We start from the raw sequence: 18,620 nt of genomic DNA, 5'->3' as shown, positions 1-18,620 counted from the left end.
AAATAACTCTAAATTGCCAACAGGCATCTATAAAATGCCATTCCTCCAAAAAATTCGTTATAACAGCACATATTTCTTGCAATATTGCTCATTAAGTTTTAAAAAATAATATATATGTTTCCGAAATGTATTTATATTCCATAGCTACAAGCTCGATTAGATTATGCCTTTATTAGAGTTATTTTTGTGTTTATAGCTCTAATATATCTTTGATTAATTACAATAGTATTAATTTCAAGAGCAATTCAAATCAAACAATTTACGAGAAATTTTTTGTATAGATATACCATAATAATTTCAAGAATCACAAAATAAAGAATATCCATCGGAATGCTACTGGCTCAGATCAATGGAGGAATCGACCTTCACTCGAGGCTGAAAGCGGGTTTTATTCAGCATTACTACACTGAAGAAGAAGCAAAACAGGGGCACCAGGAGATAATCAGAAAGCTGAGAAACGGAGAGTTCCAGTTTATTCCGGAGGTATATAATCTGGTTATCCCGAACCTGAGGTTTTAACAAAACCATGGGAGGATTTTTATATCCTCCTGTTCCCGAAGTCCATGAAATTGTAGTCGCCGTTGATATTTGTGACATTGAACGTAGTTCCATGAATAATTCCCTCTTTCTGCGTTGTCACTTGTATCAAAGGTAAATAATCACCGCCATTTCTTATGCCGCCAGTGGAATTGTATGGAAGTAACGTATCTCCCAAACCATCTTCGTCTGTGTCGCTGCCCGCATAATCAGACCAGAAGTTACCACCAAGCCAGGAGCCGCCTATAATGTTCTTCCCTGAGGTTTTTGTGATGTTCCAGGTGTTGTTTCCATCATCAATAGCATTGTTTGCGTTATTGAAGTAGTTATTATAGATGATATTGTCATGGGAAATGCCCAGGCGAATCCCAAAGTTGCTATTTGAGATTACAGTATTATCTTTCAAGATGTTATTGCTGGAATAGTTCAGGCTGATGCCACCGTAGTTGTTAGAGGCATTATTGCCAAGCAACGTATTGTTGTTGCTGGAATATGCCAGATAAATGCCAAAATTATTGTTGTTGGAGGCATTATTGCCAAAAAGCGTATTGTTGGTTTCGACATACCCCAGAACAATCCCGCTTCCCCTGTTCAAGTTCGCGGTGTTGTTAATCAGTATGTTTCTTCCTCTGGACTCCCCGTCACCATATATAAGGTAGATCCCATCGTAATTCGAGTTTACGATATTACCAATAACAGTATTTTTGCCGCCACGGTTAAGATAGATTCCCCTGTAATTCAAATTTACAATATTGTTGGTTAATATATTTTCATATCCATAATAAGAGAGGATCCCACTAGAAAAGTTTTTGACATTCAGGTTCTTGATTGTAACTCCGCCCTTACTAACGAGGTAAACGCCTGTGCCTGTATTGTTCCCTGTCAATGTATGCCTGTTCCCTTCAAGAGTTATATTATCGCTATCAATCTGTATATTAGAAGTTATGTCCATTGTCAGGGTGCATGTCTTTGTACTATTATCCCAGGTGCCTATTAAGGTGCAGTTGCCACCTGTTGAGTTATCCAGAATGAATATCGTGCCGGGGAAAGGATCGGCGAGATTAGCGATGGTACTGTTTTTACTTACCTTTCCGGGTTCCGGCTGGATGAATACAAGGTGCGGCTTTGAGATGTCTTGAGTATAAACATAGCTCCCATTACTGTCTGTAATAAAAGTCACAGGATTGTGATAATCATCCTCGTATTTCCGGTAAGAGGTATGCGGGGCAAGGCCTCTCATAGTAATTTTTGTTGTAGTGGCACTTGAAGCCGATTCAATGTTCATAGTAACCATCTGCGGCACGGATTCAAGGGTTGATTTAACAGACTCCGAGCTATCCAGCTCTATGTTCAGGTAATTATTGTTGCTAAGTTCGAAATGCGTTCCTGTGGCATTAAGCCATCCAGGCATTTGAAGTGAATCTGGCAATCCTGTTGGTTGATGCACATCTGGCAATCCTGTCTCTGCCTGGACCGTCCCAACGCCCGCCAGCAAAGAAAATGCCAGCACAACTATTCTAAAAGCTATTCTGAGGGCATGCCCTCTTTGAAAGTAATACAACATCATTTCCCCCTAATATATATTGGATGGCCATCCCCTTATAAGGCCAAGTCCTCTTTAACCAAAATATCATTTGTGATATTATTTAAAATTTGCGCTTTAATTTTTTACATTATAAAACTGCTTGTAAACTATGGTTCATTCGGAAATATACTACTGATTGAGTTTCCGGAGAGGGTCTTATTTGCCGGCTCAAAATCCTGGTATGGAGATTTTTGCAGGATATCATCCTGAAAAATCCCTCGCATCAGCATGAGAGAGGAATAACCTTTCCCTTTGACTCAATGCCGAGATTCTCTCGTGCCTCTTCTATATGGTCCAGCAGTACCATGGATGCCTTGTTCGGGTCAAGTTCTACGATGAACTTCGCTCCGAAGAGTTCCTCAGCTTTCTGTGTAAGCAGGGAGACCACAGCCCGGCTTCCGAGTACGGGGGGCGCCACACCCAGGTGAACCGTAATACCGAGCGCTACAGCCCCGGTCCCTATTGCAGCGGCTTTTTCTGTCACCCATTCTGCGGCTGAGGCGGCAAAAGGCAGGTCTTTTATACGGACCCCGAGTTTCTCAGCCAGCGCTGAGATCAGGATAATCACACGCGCATTATCCACGCAGCTTCCGAAATGCCATACCGGGGGAAGCGCCCCGTCAATACCTGAGGCTTCACCGAGCACTGTAAGGAATTTCTTTAACCCGGCGCCTGCATATTTTTCGGCTGCATCTGTCGCTAAAAGCCCTTCCCTTGCACATGCCTGAGCAGCGCAGCCTGTGGCTACGATGAGCACGTTATGCGAAAGTAACTCTTTTGCTATTATCGCATGGTTCGCGCTGGCTTTCGGGCTGGTACATCCGGAAAACAGGACGATCCCGTAGATATCCCCTGCAGTGATGCTGTCGATCAGCGGTTTAAGCGGATTGCCGGGATTCAACCTTGAAAGTGCATCAAAACATCCTTCGGCAGAGAAGCCTGCCATCAGTTCCCTTGGTTCCACATCAGGCAGGAAGATATCCCTGCCCCTGTTCGGGAAGTTCTCTATCGCAGATTCAAGGATCCTTCTTGCTATCTCATCAGCGCGTTCTTCCTCGAATGGTATATGCTCGGCGTTCGTGAACCTTCCTTCTTTCATGGTGGATATGAGCTTTGTATGGAATTTCCAGGCAACGTTCTGTACGTTGGGGAATATACACTGCACATCCATGACGAATGCCTCTACGAGCCCCGTCGTGATAATCAGTTCTTGCTCAAGGTTGCCGCCTGCCAGCGGGATGCCGTGCCTTACCAGCATATCGTTCCCCGAACAGCAGCAGCCTACGATGTTAATACCCTGCGCCCCTGCACGCCTGGCTTTATCCAGAAGCTCCTCATCTTCGGAGAGTTCAACGATCTTTTCAGAGAGGAGCTGGATATGCCCGTGTATGACCACGTTCACTTTTTTCTCCTCAAGCACATTGATCTCTATTTTTGAGATGACGGGCTTCGGTACGCCGAATACCACATCCTGAAGCTCTGAACTTATTACGAGTGATGTGATATCAGCAAGACCCAGTCTGACAGCATGCAAAATAAGAGATGTGGGGTCAGCCATTGTACCCATCGAGGTCTCGTGCCCTTCCTCCAGCAGTTCATGCCCTACCGATTTCGGGATAACACCAAGGTCGAAAAGAGTTCTATCCAGAGGACAGTATGACATCGCAAATCTCATATAATCCTCGTTTCCCAGGATATCCAGAAGCGCGCTCTGGCCTACATTATTTGCAATCCCTTCAATGGAGTTTTCCCCGTTGAGATTTATTCTTGAGGATATCGCTTTCAGTTTTTGGATGTCCTTTATACTATATGGTGTCTTGTGCTGCGCGGTTTTAAGGAGCATCAGAGCCACATGCTTTGCGTGGGAAGCATGAGCCGCAGTACCTCTGGCTACCATCATAAGCAAATTCCTGGCAGCTATGGTATCTGCGCCTGCACCGCATGTTCCTTTGTTTATCTTATAGGGCTTTGACAGGTCATCCTGCCGTATCCTGCAAGGGCCCATGGCGCACTGCTTGCAACATAGACCCTGCGACCCGAAAATGCATCTTTTATCAATGCAAACGGATGAGCCGCTGAACTTTGACTGTCTCTGGAAAACAGTATCAATGCCAAGGCTCTCGGCGTGTTTTACCATTTCAGAGGTTTCACGGTCAAGGACGCGTCTTGAACCCGGTATATCTTTTTCAGGTACCCGTCCCACAAAAGGCTCTTCATCTTCTGTTGACCGGGTTTTTTCTTTTGGTATCCAATCTTTATCAACCATTGATCATACCTCCTGACAGACTGGATTTCTGTTTAAGACAGGTATTACAACTACCGCATATATTTCAAACGGTGTAGAAAATTGCAAAGATGTTTAAAAATTATAAAACCATTAAAACTTTTCAACCTGTTTGAAACAAAAAGATAAGCCTGCCGCTACATCCGTTTTTAATCTATGGCTACGCAGGTTCAAGTGCAGGCAGACCGGGTGGGATAACCCGCCCGGAACTATAGCTGATTATTTTGAGAAAATAACCTGTACTTTATCGCTTCCCAGCTTTGTTACCTTTAGGTCTTCTTTAAAGTATTTGCCAACGCCTTTTATAAGCCCGACAAGGACATCTATTAATCCCCTGTTGGATCTGTATCTCATGATCAAGGTCTTTTCATTTTTCCATTCATATTCGAATCTGGGTGGATGGGCATTTGGTATATTCGCTGTTACGTTAGCGTGAACCTCATCCATCTTCTTGAGGAATTCCTTTGCAGAACTCGGTCCTTTGTAATAGGCACCGTATATTTTCGGGGCATAGACATTAACCCAGTAATCCCCAAAGGCATCTGCTGCCTGGGCAGGGGTAATATTCAGCACCTTGCATGACGATTCTATGAGTTTTAATACTTTATCGTCTTCAATGTTCTGCAGGGGCATGAAGAAAGCCTTCCTGCTCATTCCGGCTTTATCGAGGGAATCTTCCCATTTATCGTTTCCAAAACTGTTCTTTACCAAATCACCTAAACATTGTACTATAGCGCCCTTCATTATTATGTCTCCTTAATTTATTGGCACTATTATACAAAATACACAAATATATATTTCAAACGGTTTAAAAAATTTTAATGGCATTAAAAGATTTCAATTTATTTAGACAGTATATTTGTGCAGGCTGCGGACTAAGCGCCTGTCATGTAATAATATAGCGCGATATAGATGGCAAGCAATATGAGTGTGAATAGCAGGCTTTTTAACCAGTTCTTATTCCACCTGGTTCCGAAAAACAGCCCTGTAACAAATCCGATGATATGAGATACGTAGGCTACATTCCCTATCGCTACATCACGGATGGCAATGATATTGAAAATAAAAAACAATAGCACCATGGGCCCGACAGGAGAGAGGAACTGGAACGAAAAACCGGGCTGGCGGACGAGCAGCACGGCAGCCATGATCGCAAATATGGCAGCAGATGCGCCCACCATGCTCGCGCCAGGGTAAAAGGGTATGCTGAGAATGAATGAAATTATGCCGCCTGTAAAGAATACTGCGGCTGTACGCTGTGCCCCTACCTCGTCCTCAAGTATATGACCGAAAATGTAGAGGAAAAGCATATTGCCAAGAAGATGGACAAGGTTCCCGTGAACGAAGATGCCTGTTAATACGGTGTAATAGCCTCCGTGAAAAAGCGCATACTCGCTGAAGGCCAGACCGGTGCCGCCGGGCGTGCCCCATGCATACAGGCTGAAGGCAAAGCACAGCAGTATTAAGAGATCCGTCAGCTTCATAGCGATCTTACAAGTTCCCTTGTATGCTCCGCCACTTTCCCGGCATCCATGTGAACTCTGGCTGTGCCGCTATCCATAGCCGCCTGTGCAACTGCAGCAGCTACCGACGGTGCCACCTGCGGGTCAAAGATGCCCGGTATGATCATATTCTCTGTCGGTTCAACAACAAGCGATGCCAGTGCATTTGCAGCAGCAAGTTTCATCTCCTCGTTGATGTCCCTTGCTCTTACATCCAGTGCGCCCCTGAATATACCCGGAAAGCCAAGAGCGTTGTTGAGCTGGTTATGGCAGTCCGAACGTCCTGTTCCGGTGATGCGCGCGCCTGCCTGCATAGCCTCTTCCGGCATAATCTCAGGTATCGGGTTCGCGAGCGGAAAAACGATGGCATCGTGAGCCATGGAGCGCACCATATCCTGTGATACTATCCTGCCTATGGACAGGCCGATAAAAACATCAGCGCCTTTCATTGCGTCAGCCAGCGTTCCTTCTTCGTTGTTCTTGTTCGTAAGCTCTGCAAGTTCATGTTTATAGGGATTAAGCCCGCTCCTGCCTCTATAAATAATTCCCATGGTATCGCATACAAGCATATCCCTGACACCTTTATTAATTAGAAGTTTGGCAGTCGCGGTGCCTGCGGCACCAGCCCCGCTGATGACGACTTTTACCTCATTGAACTTTTTCCCGACAACCTTCAGGGCATTGATCAATCCGGCAAGAGCAGCTATCGCAGCCCCGTGCTGGTCGTCGTGGAATACCGGGATATCAAGCAATTTTTTTAATCGCGCCTCTATCTCAAAACACCGCGGTGCGCCTATGTCCTCAAGGTTAATGCCGCCAAAGGAGGGCGCTATGTTCTTTACAGTATTGATTATTTCCTCTGTATCTTTTGTATCAAGACAGATGGGGAAAGCATCAACACCCCCGAGAACTTTGAAAAGCATTGCTTTCCCTTCCATAACCGGTATTGCGGCAAGGGCGCCCAGGTCACCGAGCCCGAGTACGGATGAGCCGTCGCTGACCACAGCTACGAAATTCCCTTTTGAGGTGTAGCGGTAGACATCATCCCTGTTTTTCCATATCCGCAGGCACGGCTCTGCAACGCCGGGAGTATAGGCGAGGCTCAGCTCTTCTTTTGTCGTTACCCTGACCTTGCTTTTTAGCGATATTTTCCCCTGGTGTGATTCATGGAACCGGAGAGACCGTTCAAATACTGATTCTTTCATCGACTACTCCTCCAAAGCCTTTTCTACCGCCTCTTTATGCAACTCCGCTGCTTTATGTATTCCGCCTTTGATGCCCCGGAGAGCCCTGCACGGGTATTGCTGCACCAGCAGCCCTGCTTTTGCAGGTGCATCTTTTGCGCTTGTTCCCTCAAGAGCTTTTGCCATATGCCATGTACTTCCACATGGTGCGCCGCGGACTACCTCTACATTTAAGATGATGCCGCCTTTTGTGGTTATTTTTACCTCCGGTCTCCCGAAACATGATGCAAACTCATCCACGACATTACTGCCGTGTTTTTTTATATTGCAGCATATCTCATGGACTTCGATATGAATATTATATTTTTCCGACAGATCTGATAATATGGATTGCCCGCCTGCCCTCGATATGCCGCCTGCGATAATTACGGCTTTTGCGCCGTTCTCCCCGGCGATGCGGACGATTTCCGGCGTAAGATCGGGATGCAGCGTGTAGGCTATGACAAGATCGCTTGAGAATACGCTTTTATCAAGATTCAGGGTGTCCATAAAATCGCCGGGTTCTTCGATGAAATCCGGAAGCGATTCCGGAAGCTTGATCGAAGAAACACCGAACTCCGGATTCTTTTTAATGTTCCCGATGAGGCGCAGCCCGTATTTTCCTCTTGTAATAACGCCGATAGATATCATTAGTTTGTAATTGTCGGTTTAGTATTTTAGTGCTATCCTAATTACAATTAAATATTTAGGAGTGCTACTATAAGAAAAACTTGGTTGATGGCGGCAGGTCTCATTATTATGAAAAGTAATACTGCAATCCCACTACCCTGCCATCACAACTGCATTAAATAAGTTTTCAGGTAATAAACCTAAACTTAATAAAGGTTTGTAAACTATAAAAGAACGTGATGACCCGCGTTATTCAGTCCTCAAGCTCCCTCGATGGGAAAACAATTGTCCTCGGCATTACAGGCAGTATCGCGGCTGTAAGATGCGTGGAGCTTGCGCGCGAGCTTATGAGACATGGCGCCAGTGTGCATGCGGTGATGACAAAAGAGGCGCAGAAGATAATCCACCCGGAGGCGATGCGTTATGCCACAGGCAATCCGGTGATAACTGAAATAACCGGCGGCGTGGAGCATGTGGAGTTCTGCGGCATGGGTGGAAAAGCCCATCTCCTGCTGGTCGCGCCTTGCACCGCGAACACTATCGGTAAAATCGCGCACGGCATCGATGACACACCTGTTACGACTTTTGCCACGACGGCTTTCGGCTCTGATATCCCGATAATGATAGTCCCGGCTATGCATGAGTCCATGTACAACCATCCCATCGTTATAGAGAACACCGGAAAGCTCACGGAGCTGGGCGTTGAATTCGTAAATCCTGCGGTCGAAGAAGGCGCAGCCAAGATAGCGGGAAAAGAGGAGATCTTACTGAGAGCGGAGAGGACGCTTGGCGGGAAAAAATTGGCTGGCAAACGCATACTTATCACAGGAGGCGCAACTGCCGAAGCAATCGATCCTATCCGGCTTCTTACCAACCGCGCGTCTGGAAAAACAGGGATAGAGCTTGCTTTTGAAGCGTTCAGGAGAGGCGCGGATGTGACGCTTGTGCACAGGGGATGCATCGGTATCCAGGGGATATGCGAGTCCACTATCGAGAGCGCCAAGGATATGGCAAAGATAGTACTTGAGGAATTAAGCAAGGGATATGATATTCTCATCAGTGCAGCCGCAATTTCAGATTTTACGGTCACGCCCGCCACAGAGAAGATAAAGTCCGGCAAGGTGGTCACCCTGACGCTTCGACCTGCGCCGAAACTTATAAGGCAGGCGCGCCAGAAATACCCCCAACTCAAAATAATCGGTTTTAAAGCAGAAACTAACGTAACAGAAGATGAACTGATCGAACGTGCGCGCGAATCGATGAAGGCATCTGCTCTAAGCATGGTCGTTGCGAATGACATATCAAAAGGCGGCATGGGGGCAGAGGAGAACGATGTTTATATTATCGATAGCAATGTAAAGCATATCAGCGGCACCAAGCGATATATAGCAGCAGAGATCATGAATAAAATCGAGGTGATACTTTAGCGATGAAAATCGTTACAATCGAACCCTGTTATACTAAAGGGGATGAGGACCTGTTCAGCGGGGAGGCTGAGCTCGGCAGTATAAAAATAACCGTGCAGGCTCTCGAAGAGCTTAAAAAATACTTCGAGAGCGTGCAGGTGACGCCTGATAATGAGATGCTCGTACTTACGAACTCGCCTGTTGAGAAGGTAATAATATTCGATAGCGGGCGCGCTATAATCAGGCGCATCGCGGGCAGGGAGCTTGCGATGGAGCGGTTTGAGATGCTGGAGAAGGTGCTCGGGGGATAGAAGGGAAAATAAGTAAGGGACTCAAAGAGTTTATAAAACCCTTTATACAATTACATTTATGTGGAAAAAATAAAAGAAATACTGGAAAAAGAACCTGAAGTCTTATTCGCTTATCTTTTTGGGTCGTATGCAAAAGGTACGCAGGACAAAAACAGCGATATTGACATCGCTATTTATTTGAAAGACACAGGCATCCTTGAAAAAGACCCTCTTTATCCTTCCAGGCTTGCAATAAAAATCGAAAGGGCAATGGCTGAAAAAAAGACAGTTGATATGAGAGTTCTAAATGATTCTACTCTCAGATTTAAAAGCCAGGTTTTAAGATATGGAAATCTTCTGCATTCCACGGATGAGAAAAAACGTATAGAATTTGAAACAAAATCTCTTGCATTCTATTATGACTTCAAACCTTTTCTTGAAAAGTATGACGCTGCAAGGCGGGTGAGGCTTGGAATATGATAAACCGCGAAGTCATAAACGCTATGATAGACCTTATTGATGAGAATATCAGGCTCATTGAAGAGATAAGGTCGCAGGGTTATGAGTCCTTTTCGAATAACTTCAGGGATATCCAGGCTGCGAAACATTCATTGCAGGAGTCTATTGAAGCGTGCCTTGATATAGGCAACCATATAATAGCCGAGAAAGGCTTCCGCAGGGCAGAAGATTATAAGGATATTTATAAGGTTCTGGAAGAAGAAGGGATCATAGACCCTGAATTATCCGCAAGACTTCAGGAGATGGCACAGTTCAGGAACCTGCTTGTCCATGCATATGGCAAGATAGATACCAAACGGGTTTTCATTATTATGTCCGATGACCTGAAGGATATTAAAGAATTCGTTAAGAAGATTTTGAAGTATATTTCATAATTAAACCGTCTGTAAGTTGGCTTTTGTCACAGAACTTATTTATATAATGAATTCTTAGAGATGGATAATCCTATCATATTATATTTTTGTAGTATGATTGATAATTTAGAGATGAGACTAATTGAATATGTCGAAGGGGAAAAAATATGGTAATTAAGAGATATGGTATTGGAATCATCATTTTTGTATTGATGATGGGTGTTGTATTAGTAGGGCTTGCCGGTGTACCAACTACTGATTATTTGCCTGCGGATACGACGGTAAATGATGTTGCTGGTGCACAAAGATCATTTAATGTTTCCTCAAATCAATCAATCAATGCTACATGGAAAATCAATGGCACTGAAGTTCAGAATAATACCAATGTAGATGTTTCTAATTATCCAAATGCAAGTGCAGTTCTTGGCAGTTGGAACATCTCTGTAACCGTATGGAATGAAAATATGATTGTCCCAGAATATCACGAATGGTTCTGGAACGTAACAAGTGCGTCTAGTCCATCTGGAGATTCGACACCAAATGTTACCTCTCTAACCGCTGTTAATATTACTGATACAAGCGCCGTTATACAATTTTCTATAAATCAAAGTGATGCTAAAACCAGAGTTTATTACGGTACTACTAATGCATTAGGAACCTGGAGTAATTATAACAACGTTTCCGGTTTATCAAGAACGATACAACTTTCCGGTTTAACTAATGGCACAACATATTATTACAGCGTCTTTGCGTACAATGGAAGCAACCAGAGTTACTCCGACAATACTTCAATTCAAAATTTCATAACTTTAAATCCAACAACGCCTAACATTACAGATGTTACTACTGATAACCCCAAAGCTTCCAGTGTTAATATTACATTTTCTGTAAATCAAAGTGATGCTAAGACTGTAGTTTATTACGGCACTACTGATGCATTAGGAACTTGGAGTAATTATAACAACGTTTCCGGTTTATCAAGAACCATAATGCTTTCAGGATTATCGAATGGTACAACTTATTACTATTCAGTCTATGCATATAATGGCAGCAATCAGAGTTATAATACAAATTCTACCGTGTTCAACTTTACAACTAAATATCCTGCTCCCGCTATCTCATCAACTTCTCCAAGCTCTCCATGGACAACCACTGGAAGTACATCAGTTAATTTCACAATATCCTTTGATCAAATTGTGGATGTTACCTGGCTGAAGGATGGTTCGCCAATTTCAGGTGCAGGTAATAATTCAGTTACTTCAGCATCCTATCTTAGCACTAATCCACCGATAGGCACATGGAACATTACTGCTGTAGGCAACAATACAAATGGAACTGCATCATATTCATGGAACTGGACCGTGCGTTCCAAAACCTACCTCCAGGGCAACCGCATCTGGGATGGCAGCAAACCGGATTTGTTTTCCACGACATACACTTGGAACCCGATGAGCTTCCCAGGGTTCTATTATGACGCGAAAAGCGACGTTGGGAACGAGAATATCATTATAACGCTGGATAGTCACAGCGATAGAACCATCGACAAAGGCGACATTGTGTACGAAACAACACCGGAAGAAGTAGTCTTCGGCTATTCAGCATTCGGCAGCTATCAGGTCATAGGCTTTATGGCGGATAAGTACTTCGCGGGTTATAACACGACGCCTCCAAATGCACGACCGAGCGTCAATTTTGCAGACAAGAACGCGCTTGGGCAGGGACAGCTTCACAGGGTGCTCATGGATGATGGCGACCAGCGCACCGTATCCGTGGGAGGTACTCTTACGCTGAAGAACGGCTATGTGCTGAAAGCTACGGATATAGATTCTTCCGCGAGAACCATGCTCATCTCTCTTTTAAAGGACGGAAGCGAAGTGGACACAACTCCCCTCTCGGCAGGCGAGACTTACGTGTATACCAAGAAAGTCGGGGCTGTATCAGACCTGCCTATAGTAATAGTAAGATTCGATAATGTGTTCTCAGGCAGGGAAGTGCAGGCAGCGTTCCTGAAAGGAATATTCCAGATAGACGAGAATCCGACTAAAATCAAAACCGGTGATACATATGGCGTGATGGAGATCACAAGTGTTGGTAAAGATAAGATAGAAATGGTTAATAAAAACTCTGTTGACCTGAGCGCAGGGACGACAAAGGATATAATGGGAGACCTGAAGATTGTAGTAGCTGATAACAGCAGCGTTGTTCGCTATGCCCTCTCCGTTGAAAAGACAGGGAACTTTGAAGTGAGGAGTTCTGTTTACAGGGAAGAGGACCCGATCACCGAATGGACACCTTATAACTTCGGATTGAACATAGGCAAGACAAGCATAGGGTTCTATTACAGCCTGGACGACGGCATAGGCAACGAGAGCCTGAGACTTGCTTCAGCAATCAGCAGCAGAACCATAGCAGACCAGGGGCTTGTGTACACGACCACACCACAGGACGTGAGCTTTGAGCGTTCAGAGTTTGGCAGCTACCAGGTCATAGGCTTCAGGGCTGAGAAATACTTTGCAGGATATAAGAACACTATCGCAAATACACGACCCAGCGTCAATTTTGCAGACAAGAATGCGCTTGGACAGGGACAGCTTCATAAGGTTCTCACGGACGATAACGACCAGCGCACCATATCCGTTGGAAGTACTCTTACTCTGAAAGAAGGCTATGTGCTGAAAGCCACGGACATTGATACGACCGCAAGGATAATGCTAATCTCCCTGTTAAAGGACGGGAGCGAAGTCGATACTACTCCTCTCTCGGCAGGTGAGACCTATGTTTACACCAAGAAAGTCGGGGCTGTATCAGACCTGCCTATAATAATGGCAAGATTCGACAATGTTTTCTCAGGCAGGGAAGTGCAGGCTGCATTCCTGAAAGGGATATTCCAGATATCGGAAACTCCCACCACACTTAAAACAGGTGATAAGTTCGGCAGGATGGAAGTTACAAGCGTGGGCAAGGACATAATAGAGATGAAAAACGATGGAAGCATCAGCCTTAGCCAGAACAGTGTCGAGACGCTCATGGGCAGCGTAAAATTGAAAGTCGCAGACAACAGCGATAAGCTGAGATTTTACTTTGCCGTGGATGTGACGCCGGATATGGTTGCAAACCAGCTCGTAATAGACGCCCCGTCCAAAATCACGGCTGGCGATGTAGCCATTGTAAAGGTCACTGCAGGAGGAGCTGGTGTTGATGGTGCATCCGTGGTTCTTGATTCTACCGATATGGGAACGACAGACAGCACCGGTTCTGTTAATTATACCCTTCCAAAAACTCTGAAAGGCATGTACAACATAACAGCAACAAAGCTGGGCTACCAGGGCGCGACTAAGAGCATAGAGATCCTTCAATATGTTGAATACAGGCTGAGCATGGACGCTCCAGCAAAAGTTAACCAGTTCGAGACCATACCTGTAAAGATCACATACAACGGTACTGCTATCCCCGGCGCGACTGTGATGTTTGATAATACAACGATCGGTACGACCGATACCAATGGAGTCCTGAACTATAAGTTTGATACAAGCGGCATGCATACATTAACAGCATCAAAGAGCGGGTACATCACTATTGCAAGGGAAATCGAAGTCCGGGCGCCGTACTCTGAATACCGGGCTCTTGACATCAATATCACTCCCAATTCGACCTTCACGAACCGGGAAGTCCTGATACGCTCAAATATCACGAATGCGGGCACCAAAGGGGACACGCTCCCGGTAGAGCTTAAAGTAAACAACTCGGTTGTAGACAACAGGACAATCACCCTTGCTCCGGGTGAGAAACAAGAGATTAATTTCACTCTGAAAGAGGACAAGCCCGGGAATTATACTGTTGAGATACTCGGGCAGAAGGGAATTCTTGAGGTGAAGGAAGCACCTCTGAATTATCTCCTGATCGGCGGGATAATAACAGGTCTGGGAGCGATTATAATCTATGTACTGACCGCGAAAGGCAAGATAAGCATCGAAGCGATAAGGAACAGTATGAACGTAGAGACTATGAAGAGTAAATTGAACATAGAACATATTAAAAAGCTGCTGGAAAAGTCCGGAAAGAAAGGGATCTGAAAATCGCTTTGACCGGGAAAACCGGATGCGGCTTTTCCCCGGCTCTTTTTAACCAGAACTCATTCTACTGCCAGTGATTGTATTATATTTTTTATCCTTTCCAGCACCAGCACCGCATCCTCCCGCTTCACGTCCACCTCATAATTCCTGAAATCTCCAAGCAGCTTATCCTTCTCTTTATCTCCAATAACCCCTTTTTTAATGCATTCACCTGCAATATTCCGATAATTCCTGTCAGGATAAAATAATTTCCGTGTAACATCCACGACAGCAGAAGCCTGCTCCCCGGTCAAAACCCCTGCCTCCTGCATAGCTTTAACCGTTAGCCTGATGTTCACAAGCGGTAAGGACAGCGCTTCCATCGTTTCATCGTTAAAGGTCACAGCGACCTCATCATCAGATTCTACAGCACCGCTCCTGTACATTTCATATACTCTCCCGACACCTATCATGCCGTAGGGCTCAAGCTCGGAAGCGCGAAGCGCACCCATACTTCCTCCACCGACCACTATTACGCTGCCCCTCAGCGCCTCGATTATCTCGCGGTGCGCCACCGCAGCGCTGTCAAAAAATACCCCGTCGATTATCCCGATTATTTCAGGTGGCGACTTCATGAGTTTCCTGATATCATCGCGCCTTACGGGCGGGCGGTATTCAGCTTCAAGTATCTTCATCGCATCGCTGTGGTTTATGCTCGTGCCTGTATAGACCACGGCTCTCATCGCGACACTCTCTTCTTCCGTTTCTTGATGCGCTCCCCTTTCCTCTCGCGGTCAAGCGTATATTGTTCGAACATGGGGATCATCGCCCTGATCACGGGGATTTCCACGCCTCTTGAGAGGTCAACTATTATGGCTCCGTCAGCGATGCCTTCGAGGCGCTCAAGTACAGTTCCGATATTGGCGGCAGGCGTGTCACTTGAACTGTCCTCCAGCTCATCCATCCGCACAGGTGGAAGCTCCTCATACCAGTAGCTGTTGAGCTTTTTCATGTGTTCATAGCCGAACGTGCGCACCACGCGCTCCCGGTCCGTATCCTCGCGCGCACCGTGTATCTGCACTACGCGGCTCTGTGCAGCCTCGGTAAGCGCCCTTGTAATCGCTATTGCAGGGTCAAGGTGCGCCCCTGCACCCATGACCATGAGCGCCGGGTCTTTCAGGACCGTATCATCAAGCGCAGCAACGACCGTGGGAATATCAACATCCGAATCAAGCAGCCAGAGCTTGACCTTGAGCCCGGCTTCTTCCATGCGCCTCTTCAGTTCGTAATTCAAGCCATCACTTTCTGAAAGCTCGATCTGCTTTCCGGGATTGCGGGTGTACTCCGCAATGCTCAGGGCATCCCTTTCAATCACCTCAAGCAAGCCGTGAAGTACCGCCTCCTCGATCGTATTCCCGGAGGCAAGCCCGTTGGTATTGCTCCTGAAAAGCTTGTTCCCGTTAAAGGGGTTATACGGATGGAAAACAGCATTTGCAGGTACAAATACCTCAACGTCGTTCATGATATCGTACCCCATGACCCATTCAAGGCTTGTGAACTCAGCCACAGGCTGGGGTAAAAGAAGGGTACCGGGGTATAGAGTCGGGTAGCTTTCACTCAGGCTCTCATAGGTATCGACCACCCGTTCTGCATTCAGTTCGATGCCGCTCAGGTTGATGCTGACCTCAGGCTGCTCTGCAAGGCAGCGCTCAAAACTCTCCATGATGGCTGATATCCTTGCATTGGTCTCACTTACGCCTTTTCCCGAATATATGGATATGGCACCGGCTGCTGCGCTTGGTCTTATGGCTGAGAATACAGGGATGCCGACGCGGTCAAGATCTGTGATATTGGCGATGCGCGTCACGCCAATGTTAGGGAGAAGCTTTGTCGTTTTCTCAAGCGTAGTCTCGGGGGAGAAGACTCGCTGCGTTCCTTCTAGGTACCTGATAGTCGGGTCAAGGGTTATTTTGCTCATTTTTTGCAATCTTATTGGGTATGGGTTATATAGGTTGCGATAAAGGAGATAAATATAATATTATGAAGGATATAATATAAGGACGTCTTAGTACAAAAAGACAAAAAGAGTGATTATAATGACACTTGACTCAAGGATCATCGAACTCGCAAAAGCGGCAAAGCCCACAGTAGCAATAATCGGTCTTGGCGGCGCGGGATGCAACATAGTTTCATGGATGGCACAGAAAGAATTACTGGGAAGCAAGATAATCGCGGCAGATACCGATGCGACGCATCTTATGGGCGTAAAAGCCGATGTGAAAATCCTTATGGGAGAGCAGACCTACAGGGGGAAAGGCTGCGGCGGTTTCGCTGAGAGGGGCACTGAAGCTGCCAGGGAGAACATAAAGGAAATAATCCAGGAGCTTAAGGACTCAAACCTCATATTTTTAATAGCAGGCATGGGGGGCGGCTCAGGTACAGGTGCAGCGCCCGTTATCGCCGAGGCGACACGCGAGGCTGGAATTCTCACGGTAGGATGCGTCATGTTACCGTTCGGTTATGAGGTATTAAGGCGCAAAAAAGCGATCGTCGGGGTAAAGCCTCTTGCAAACAGGTGCGACTCCCTTGTTGCGATAGATAATTCAAGGCTCAGGAACATAGCGGGCAACATGCCGCTTCGCGAGGGCTTTGCCGTGGCGAACGAATTCGTGGGTAACTTTATCAAGAACATAACCGAAACGATAACACAGCCCAGTCTTGTGAACCTTGACTACTCAGACCTGCGAAGCGTTGTCGAGAGGGGCGGGGTATCAGCCATAGGCTTTGGGGACGCAGAGGGTGAGAACCGCATCCAGAAAGCAGTCGAGCAGGCGCTTTCCACACCGCTTCTTGATGTATCCGATCTTTCCTCGACCTACGGAGTCCTGATACACATCGCGGGCGGCGTGGACATGACGCTTGGGGAGGTCACGCAGGCAGGTGAACTCATCCTACAGAAAGCGCCGAATACGGGACGCATAATATGGGGCGCGAAAGTGGATGAATCCCTTGCAGGTCATGTCAGGGTAACGGCTGTGCTGACCGGTGTGATGGATCCGGGTAAATTAACGTAGTCATGGGACTATACCCAAATTCTATTTTTTCCAATACCTTAATTACTCTCCCCTGCCATTAGAACCGCGTGAGAATTATGAGCGACCTAAAATCTCTTCTTGAACGATTGTCCAACGCGCACGGCGTCTCAGGCTATGAAGGAAATATCAGGCAGATCATTGAGGAAGAAGTAAAACCTTATGTTGATGAAATAAGAACGGACAAAATGGGGAACCTCATCGCCACGAAAAAAGGTGGCTCGCCTGCGGTTATGCTCGCAGCGCACATGGATGAGATAGGGCTCATGGTAAAATACGTTGATGATAAAGGCTTTGCCAGATTCACAAAGACGGGCGGATGGTTTGACCAGACGCTTCTTAACCAGAGAATGATACTGCATACGGAGAACGGGCAGCTCTGCGGAGTGCTCGGCTCAAAACCTCCCCATGCCATTAAAGAGGAAGAAAAGAACAAAATAATCAAGGCTGAGGATATGTTCATCGACTTTGGCGCTACAAGCAAGGATGATGCGGACAGGATGGGCGTAAGGGCGGGAACACCTGTTACCTCGGATGCGGAGTTTAAATCCCTTGGCAACGACAGGGTAACGGGCAAGGCTTTTGATAACCGTGCAGGATGTGCGATGCTCATCGAGGCACTTTCGCAGATGAAAAATGTAAAGGCTACAGTCCATGCTGTTTTCACAGTACAGGAAGAGGTAGGATTAAAAGGGGCAAAGACTTCAGCCTTCGGGTTGAACCCTGACGTGGCGCTGGCGACAGATGTTACCATAACAGGCGACCATCCGGGCATTGAAAAAAAGGACTCAGCCATCGAGATGGGGAAAGGACCATCTGTTACAGTAAGCGATGCGGATGGGCGGGGGATAATAGTCCCCGAATCAGTCCTGAAATGGTTAAAAGAGGCTGCTGAATCCAATAACATCCCCTACCAGCTTGAGGTTGGCAGCGGCGGTACAACGGACGCATCAGCGATACACCTTACGAAAGAAGGCATCCCGACTGGCGTCATAAGCATGCCCACGCGGTACATCCACACGCCTGTATCCGTGCTGAGCATGAGCGACCTTAAGAAAAGCGCCGAGTTAATCGCACGGGCGGTTGAGGTTGTAGATAGATTTTTCTAATATGAAGCTATCTTAAAGGCTCACCAATCGGTGATATA

General features: G+C 46.3%; 16 protein-coding genes. 8 read left to right on the top strand and 8 right to left on the bottom strand.

Going from position 1 to position 18,620, the window contains the following annotated elements; genetic code table 11:
• The first annotated feature begins 330 nt into the window (after positions 1-330).
• Positions 331-519: a hypothetical protein gene (locus MNV_RS04595; protein ID WP_096204198.1), complete on the top strand. Its 189-nt coding sequence runs from the start codon at positions 331-333 to the stop codon at positions 517-519.
• Positions 520-538: 19 nt separating this feature from the next.
• Here the strand turns inward: MNV_RS04595 and MNV_RS04590 are convergent, their stop codons facing one another.
• The 6 genes from MNV_RS04590 to MNV_RS04565 all read right to left on the bottom strand — a co-directional run bounded on the left by MNV_RS04590 (position 539) and on the right by MNV_RS04565 (position 7,782).
• Positions 539-2,104 (bottom strand): right-handed parallel beta-helix repeat-containing protein, encoded by a 1,566-nt coding sequence (locus tag MNV_RS04590; protein WP_096204197.1) that lies wholly within the window; start codon positions 2,102-2,104, stop codon positions 539-541.
• 241 nt (positions 2,105-2,345) lie between these two features.
• The gene (gene cooS, locus MNV_RS04585; RefSeq protein ID WP_096204196.1) at positions 2,346-4,388 is read right to left on the bottom strand and encodes an anaerobic carbon-monoxide dehydrogenase catalytic subunit; all 2,043 of its coding nucleotides are present in this window, start codon (positions 4,386-4,388) and stop codon (positions 2,346-2,348) included.
• 237 nt (positions 4,389-4,625) lie between these two features.
• Positions 4,626-5,150, bottom strand: a complete 525-nt coding sequence (locus MNV_RS04580; protein WP_096204195.1) for a heme NO-binding domain-containing protein — start codon at positions 5,148-5,150, stop codon at positions 4,626-4,628.
• 131 nt (positions 5,151-5,281) lie between these two features.
• Positions 5,282-5,890: a rhomboid family intramembrane serine protease gene (locus MNV_RS04575; protein WP_096204194.1), complete on the bottom strand. Its 609-nt coding sequence runs from the start codon at positions 5,888-5,890 to the stop codon at positions 5,282-5,284.
• On the bottom strand, positions 5,887-7,113 hold the full coding sequence (locus MNV_RS04570) for an NAD(P)-dependent malic enzyme (protein WP_096204193.1): 1,227 nt from the start codon (positions 7,111-7,113) through the stop codon (positions 5,887-5,889). The genes MNV_RS04575 and MNV_RS04570 overlap by 4 nt, the downstream gene beginning before the upstream one ends.
• Before the next feature lie 3 nt (positions 7,114-7,116).
• The gene (locus tag MNV_RS04565) at positions 7,117-7,782 is read right to left on the bottom strand and encodes a DUF166 domain-containing protein (protein WP_096204192.1); all 666 of its coding nucleotides are present in this window, start codon (positions 7,780-7,782) and stop codon (positions 7,117-7,119) included.
• 218 nt (positions 7,783-8,000) lie between these two features.
• On the opposite strand from MNV_RS04565, the gene coaBC reads away from it, so the two are divergent.
• From coaBC to MNV_RS04540, 5 genes are all read left to right on the top strand, one after another.
• On the top strand, positions 8,001-9,188 hold the full coding sequence (gene coaBC / locus MNV_RS04560) for a bifunctional phosphopantothenoylcysteine decarboxylase/phosphopantothenate--cysteine ligase CoaBC (protein WP_096204191.1): 1,188 nt from the start codon (positions 8,001-8,003) through the stop codon (positions 9,186-9,188).
• Positions 9,189-9,190: 2 nt separating this feature from the next.
• Positions 9,191-9,478 carry a hypothetical protein gene (locus tag MNV_RS04555; RefSeq protein ID WP_096204190.1) on the top strand — a complete coding sequence of 96 codons (288 nt, stop codon included), beginning with the start codon at positions 9,191-9,193 and terminating at the stop codon, positions 9,476-9,478.
• 60 nt (positions 9,479-9,538) lie between these two features.
• Positions 9,539-9,937, top strand: coding sequence for a type VII toxin-antitoxin system MntA family adenylyltransferase antitoxin (gene mntA / locus MNV_RS04550; RefSeq protein ID WP_218837896.1), 399 nt, complete (start codon positions 9,539-9,541; stop codon positions 9,935-9,937).
• Positions 9,934-10,350, top strand: coding sequence for a type VII toxin-antitoxin system HepT family RNase toxin (gene hepT, locus MNV_RS04545; protein ID WP_096204188.1), 417 nt, complete (start codon positions 9,934-9,936; stop codon positions 10,348-10,350). Before mntA ends, hepT begins: the two co-directional genes overlap by 4 nt.
• Before the next feature lie 146 nt (positions 10,351-10,496).
• Entirely contained in the window at positions 10,497-14,402 is a 3,906-nt protein-coding gene (locus tag MNV_RS04540) for an S-layer protein domain-containing protein (RefSeq protein WP_096204187.1), read from the top strand.
• A 59-nt stretch (positions 14,403-14,461) separates the two neighbouring features.
• On the opposite strand, the gene MNV_RS04535 is transcribed toward MNV_RS04540, so the two are convergent.
• Both MNV_RS04535 and MNV_RS04530 read right to left on the bottom strand, forming a co-directional pair.
• Positions 14,462-15,124, bottom strand: a complete 663-nt coding sequence (locus MNV_RS04535; protein WP_096204186.1) for a TfuA-related McrA-glycine thioamidation protein — start codon at positions 15,122-15,124, stop codon at positions 14,462-14,464.
• A complete protein-coding gene (locus MNV_RS04530) occupies positions 15,121-16,359 on the bottom strand; it encodes a YcaO-related McrA-glycine thioamidation protein (protein WP_096204185.1) in 1,239 nt (412 codons plus the stop codon). The genes MNV_RS04535 and MNV_RS04530 overlap by 4 nt, the downstream gene beginning before the upstream one ends.
• Positions 16,360-16,477: 118 nt before the next feature.
• Between MNV_RS04530 and ftsZ the strand changes: the two genes are divergently transcribed.
• Positions 16,478-17,455, top strand: a complete 978-nt coding sequence (ftsZ, locus tag MNV_RS04525; protein WP_096204184.1) for a cell division protein FtsZ — start codon at positions 16,478-16,480, stop codon at positions 17,453-17,455.
• Positions 17,456-17,532: 77 nt separating this feature from the next.
• On the top strand, positions 17,533-18,582 hold the full coding sequence (locus tag MNV_RS04520) for a M42 family metallopeptidase (protein ID WP_096204183.1): 1,050 nt from the start codon (positions 17,533-17,535) through the stop codon (positions 18,580-18,582).
• Positions 18,583-18,620: the final 38 nt, after the last annotated feature.

This window comes from Candidatus Methanoperedens nitratireducens, from assembly GCF_900196725.1.
Lineage (GTDB): Archaea > Halobacteriota > Methanosarcinia > Methanosarcinales > Methanoperedenaceae > Methanoperedens > Methanoperedens nitroreducens_A.
Note: the sequence above shows the minus strand (reverse complement) of the source record. Positions and strands in the feature narration are given on the sequence as shown.

What these genes read in the sequence shown, in the direction of transcription:
- MNV_RS04595 (WP_096204198.1), top strand. Translation starts at nt 331, where the DNA reads ATGCTACTGGCTCAGATCAATGGAGGAATCGACCTTCACTCGAGGCTG.
- MNV_RS04590 (WP_096204197.1), bottom strand. Translation starts at nt 2,104, where the DNA reads ATGATGTTGTATTACTTTCAAAGAGGGCATGCCCTCAGAATAGCTTTT.
- cooS (WP_096204196.1), bottom strand. Translation starts at nt 4,388, where the DNA reads ATGGTTGATAAAGATTGGATACCAAAAGAAAAAACCCGGTCAACAGAA.
- MNV_RS04580 (WP_096204195.1), bottom strand. Translation starts at nt 5,150, where the DNA reads ATGAAGGGCGCTATAGTACAATGTTTAGGTGATTTGGTAAAGAACAGT.
- MNV_RS04575 (WP_096204194.1), bottom strand. Translation starts at nt 5,890, where the DNA reads ATGAAGCTGACGGATCTCTTAATACTGCTGTGCTTTGCCTTCAGCCTG.
- MNV_RS04570 (WP_096204193.1), bottom strand. Translation starts at nt 7,113, where the DNA reads ATGAAAGAATCAGTATTTGAACGGTCTCTCCGGTTCCATGAATCACAC.
- MNV_RS04565 (WP_096204192.1), bottom strand. Translation starts at nt 7,782, where the DNA reads ATGATATCTATCGGCGTTATTACAAGAGGAAAATACGGGCTGCGCCTC.
- coaBC (WP_096204191.1), top strand. Translation starts at nt 8,001, where the DNA reads ATGACCCGCGTTATTCAGTCCTCAAGCTCCCTCGATGGGAAAACAATT.
- MNV_RS04555 (WP_096204190.1), top strand. Translation starts at nt 9,191, where the DNA reads ATGAAAATCGTTACAATCGAACCCTGTTATACTAAAGGGGATGAGGAC.
- hepT (WP_096204188.1), top strand. Translation starts at nt 9,934, where the DNA reads ATGATAAACCGCGAAGTCATAAACGCTATGATAGACCTTATTGATGAG.
- MNV_RS04540 (WP_096204187.1), top strand. Translation starts at nt 10,497, where the DNA reads ATGGTAATTAAGAGATATGGTATTGGAATCATCATTTTTGTATTGATG.
- MNV_RS04535 (WP_096204186.1), bottom strand. Translation starts at nt 15,124, where the DNA reads ATGAGAGCCGTGGTCTATACAGGCACGAGCATAAACCACAGCGATGCG.
- MNV_RS04530 (WP_096204185.1), bottom strand. Translation starts at nt 16,359, where the DNA reads ATGAGCAAAATAACCCTTGACCCGACTATCAGGTACCTAGAAGGAACG.
- ftsZ (WP_096204184.1), top strand. Translation starts at nt 16,478, where the DNA reads ATGACACTTGACTCAAGGATCATCGAACTCGCAAAAGCGGCAAAGCCC.
- MNV_RS04520 (WP_096204183.1), top strand. Translation starts at nt 17,533, where the DNA reads ATGAGCGACCTAAAATCTCTTCTTGAACGATTGTCCAACGCGCACGGC.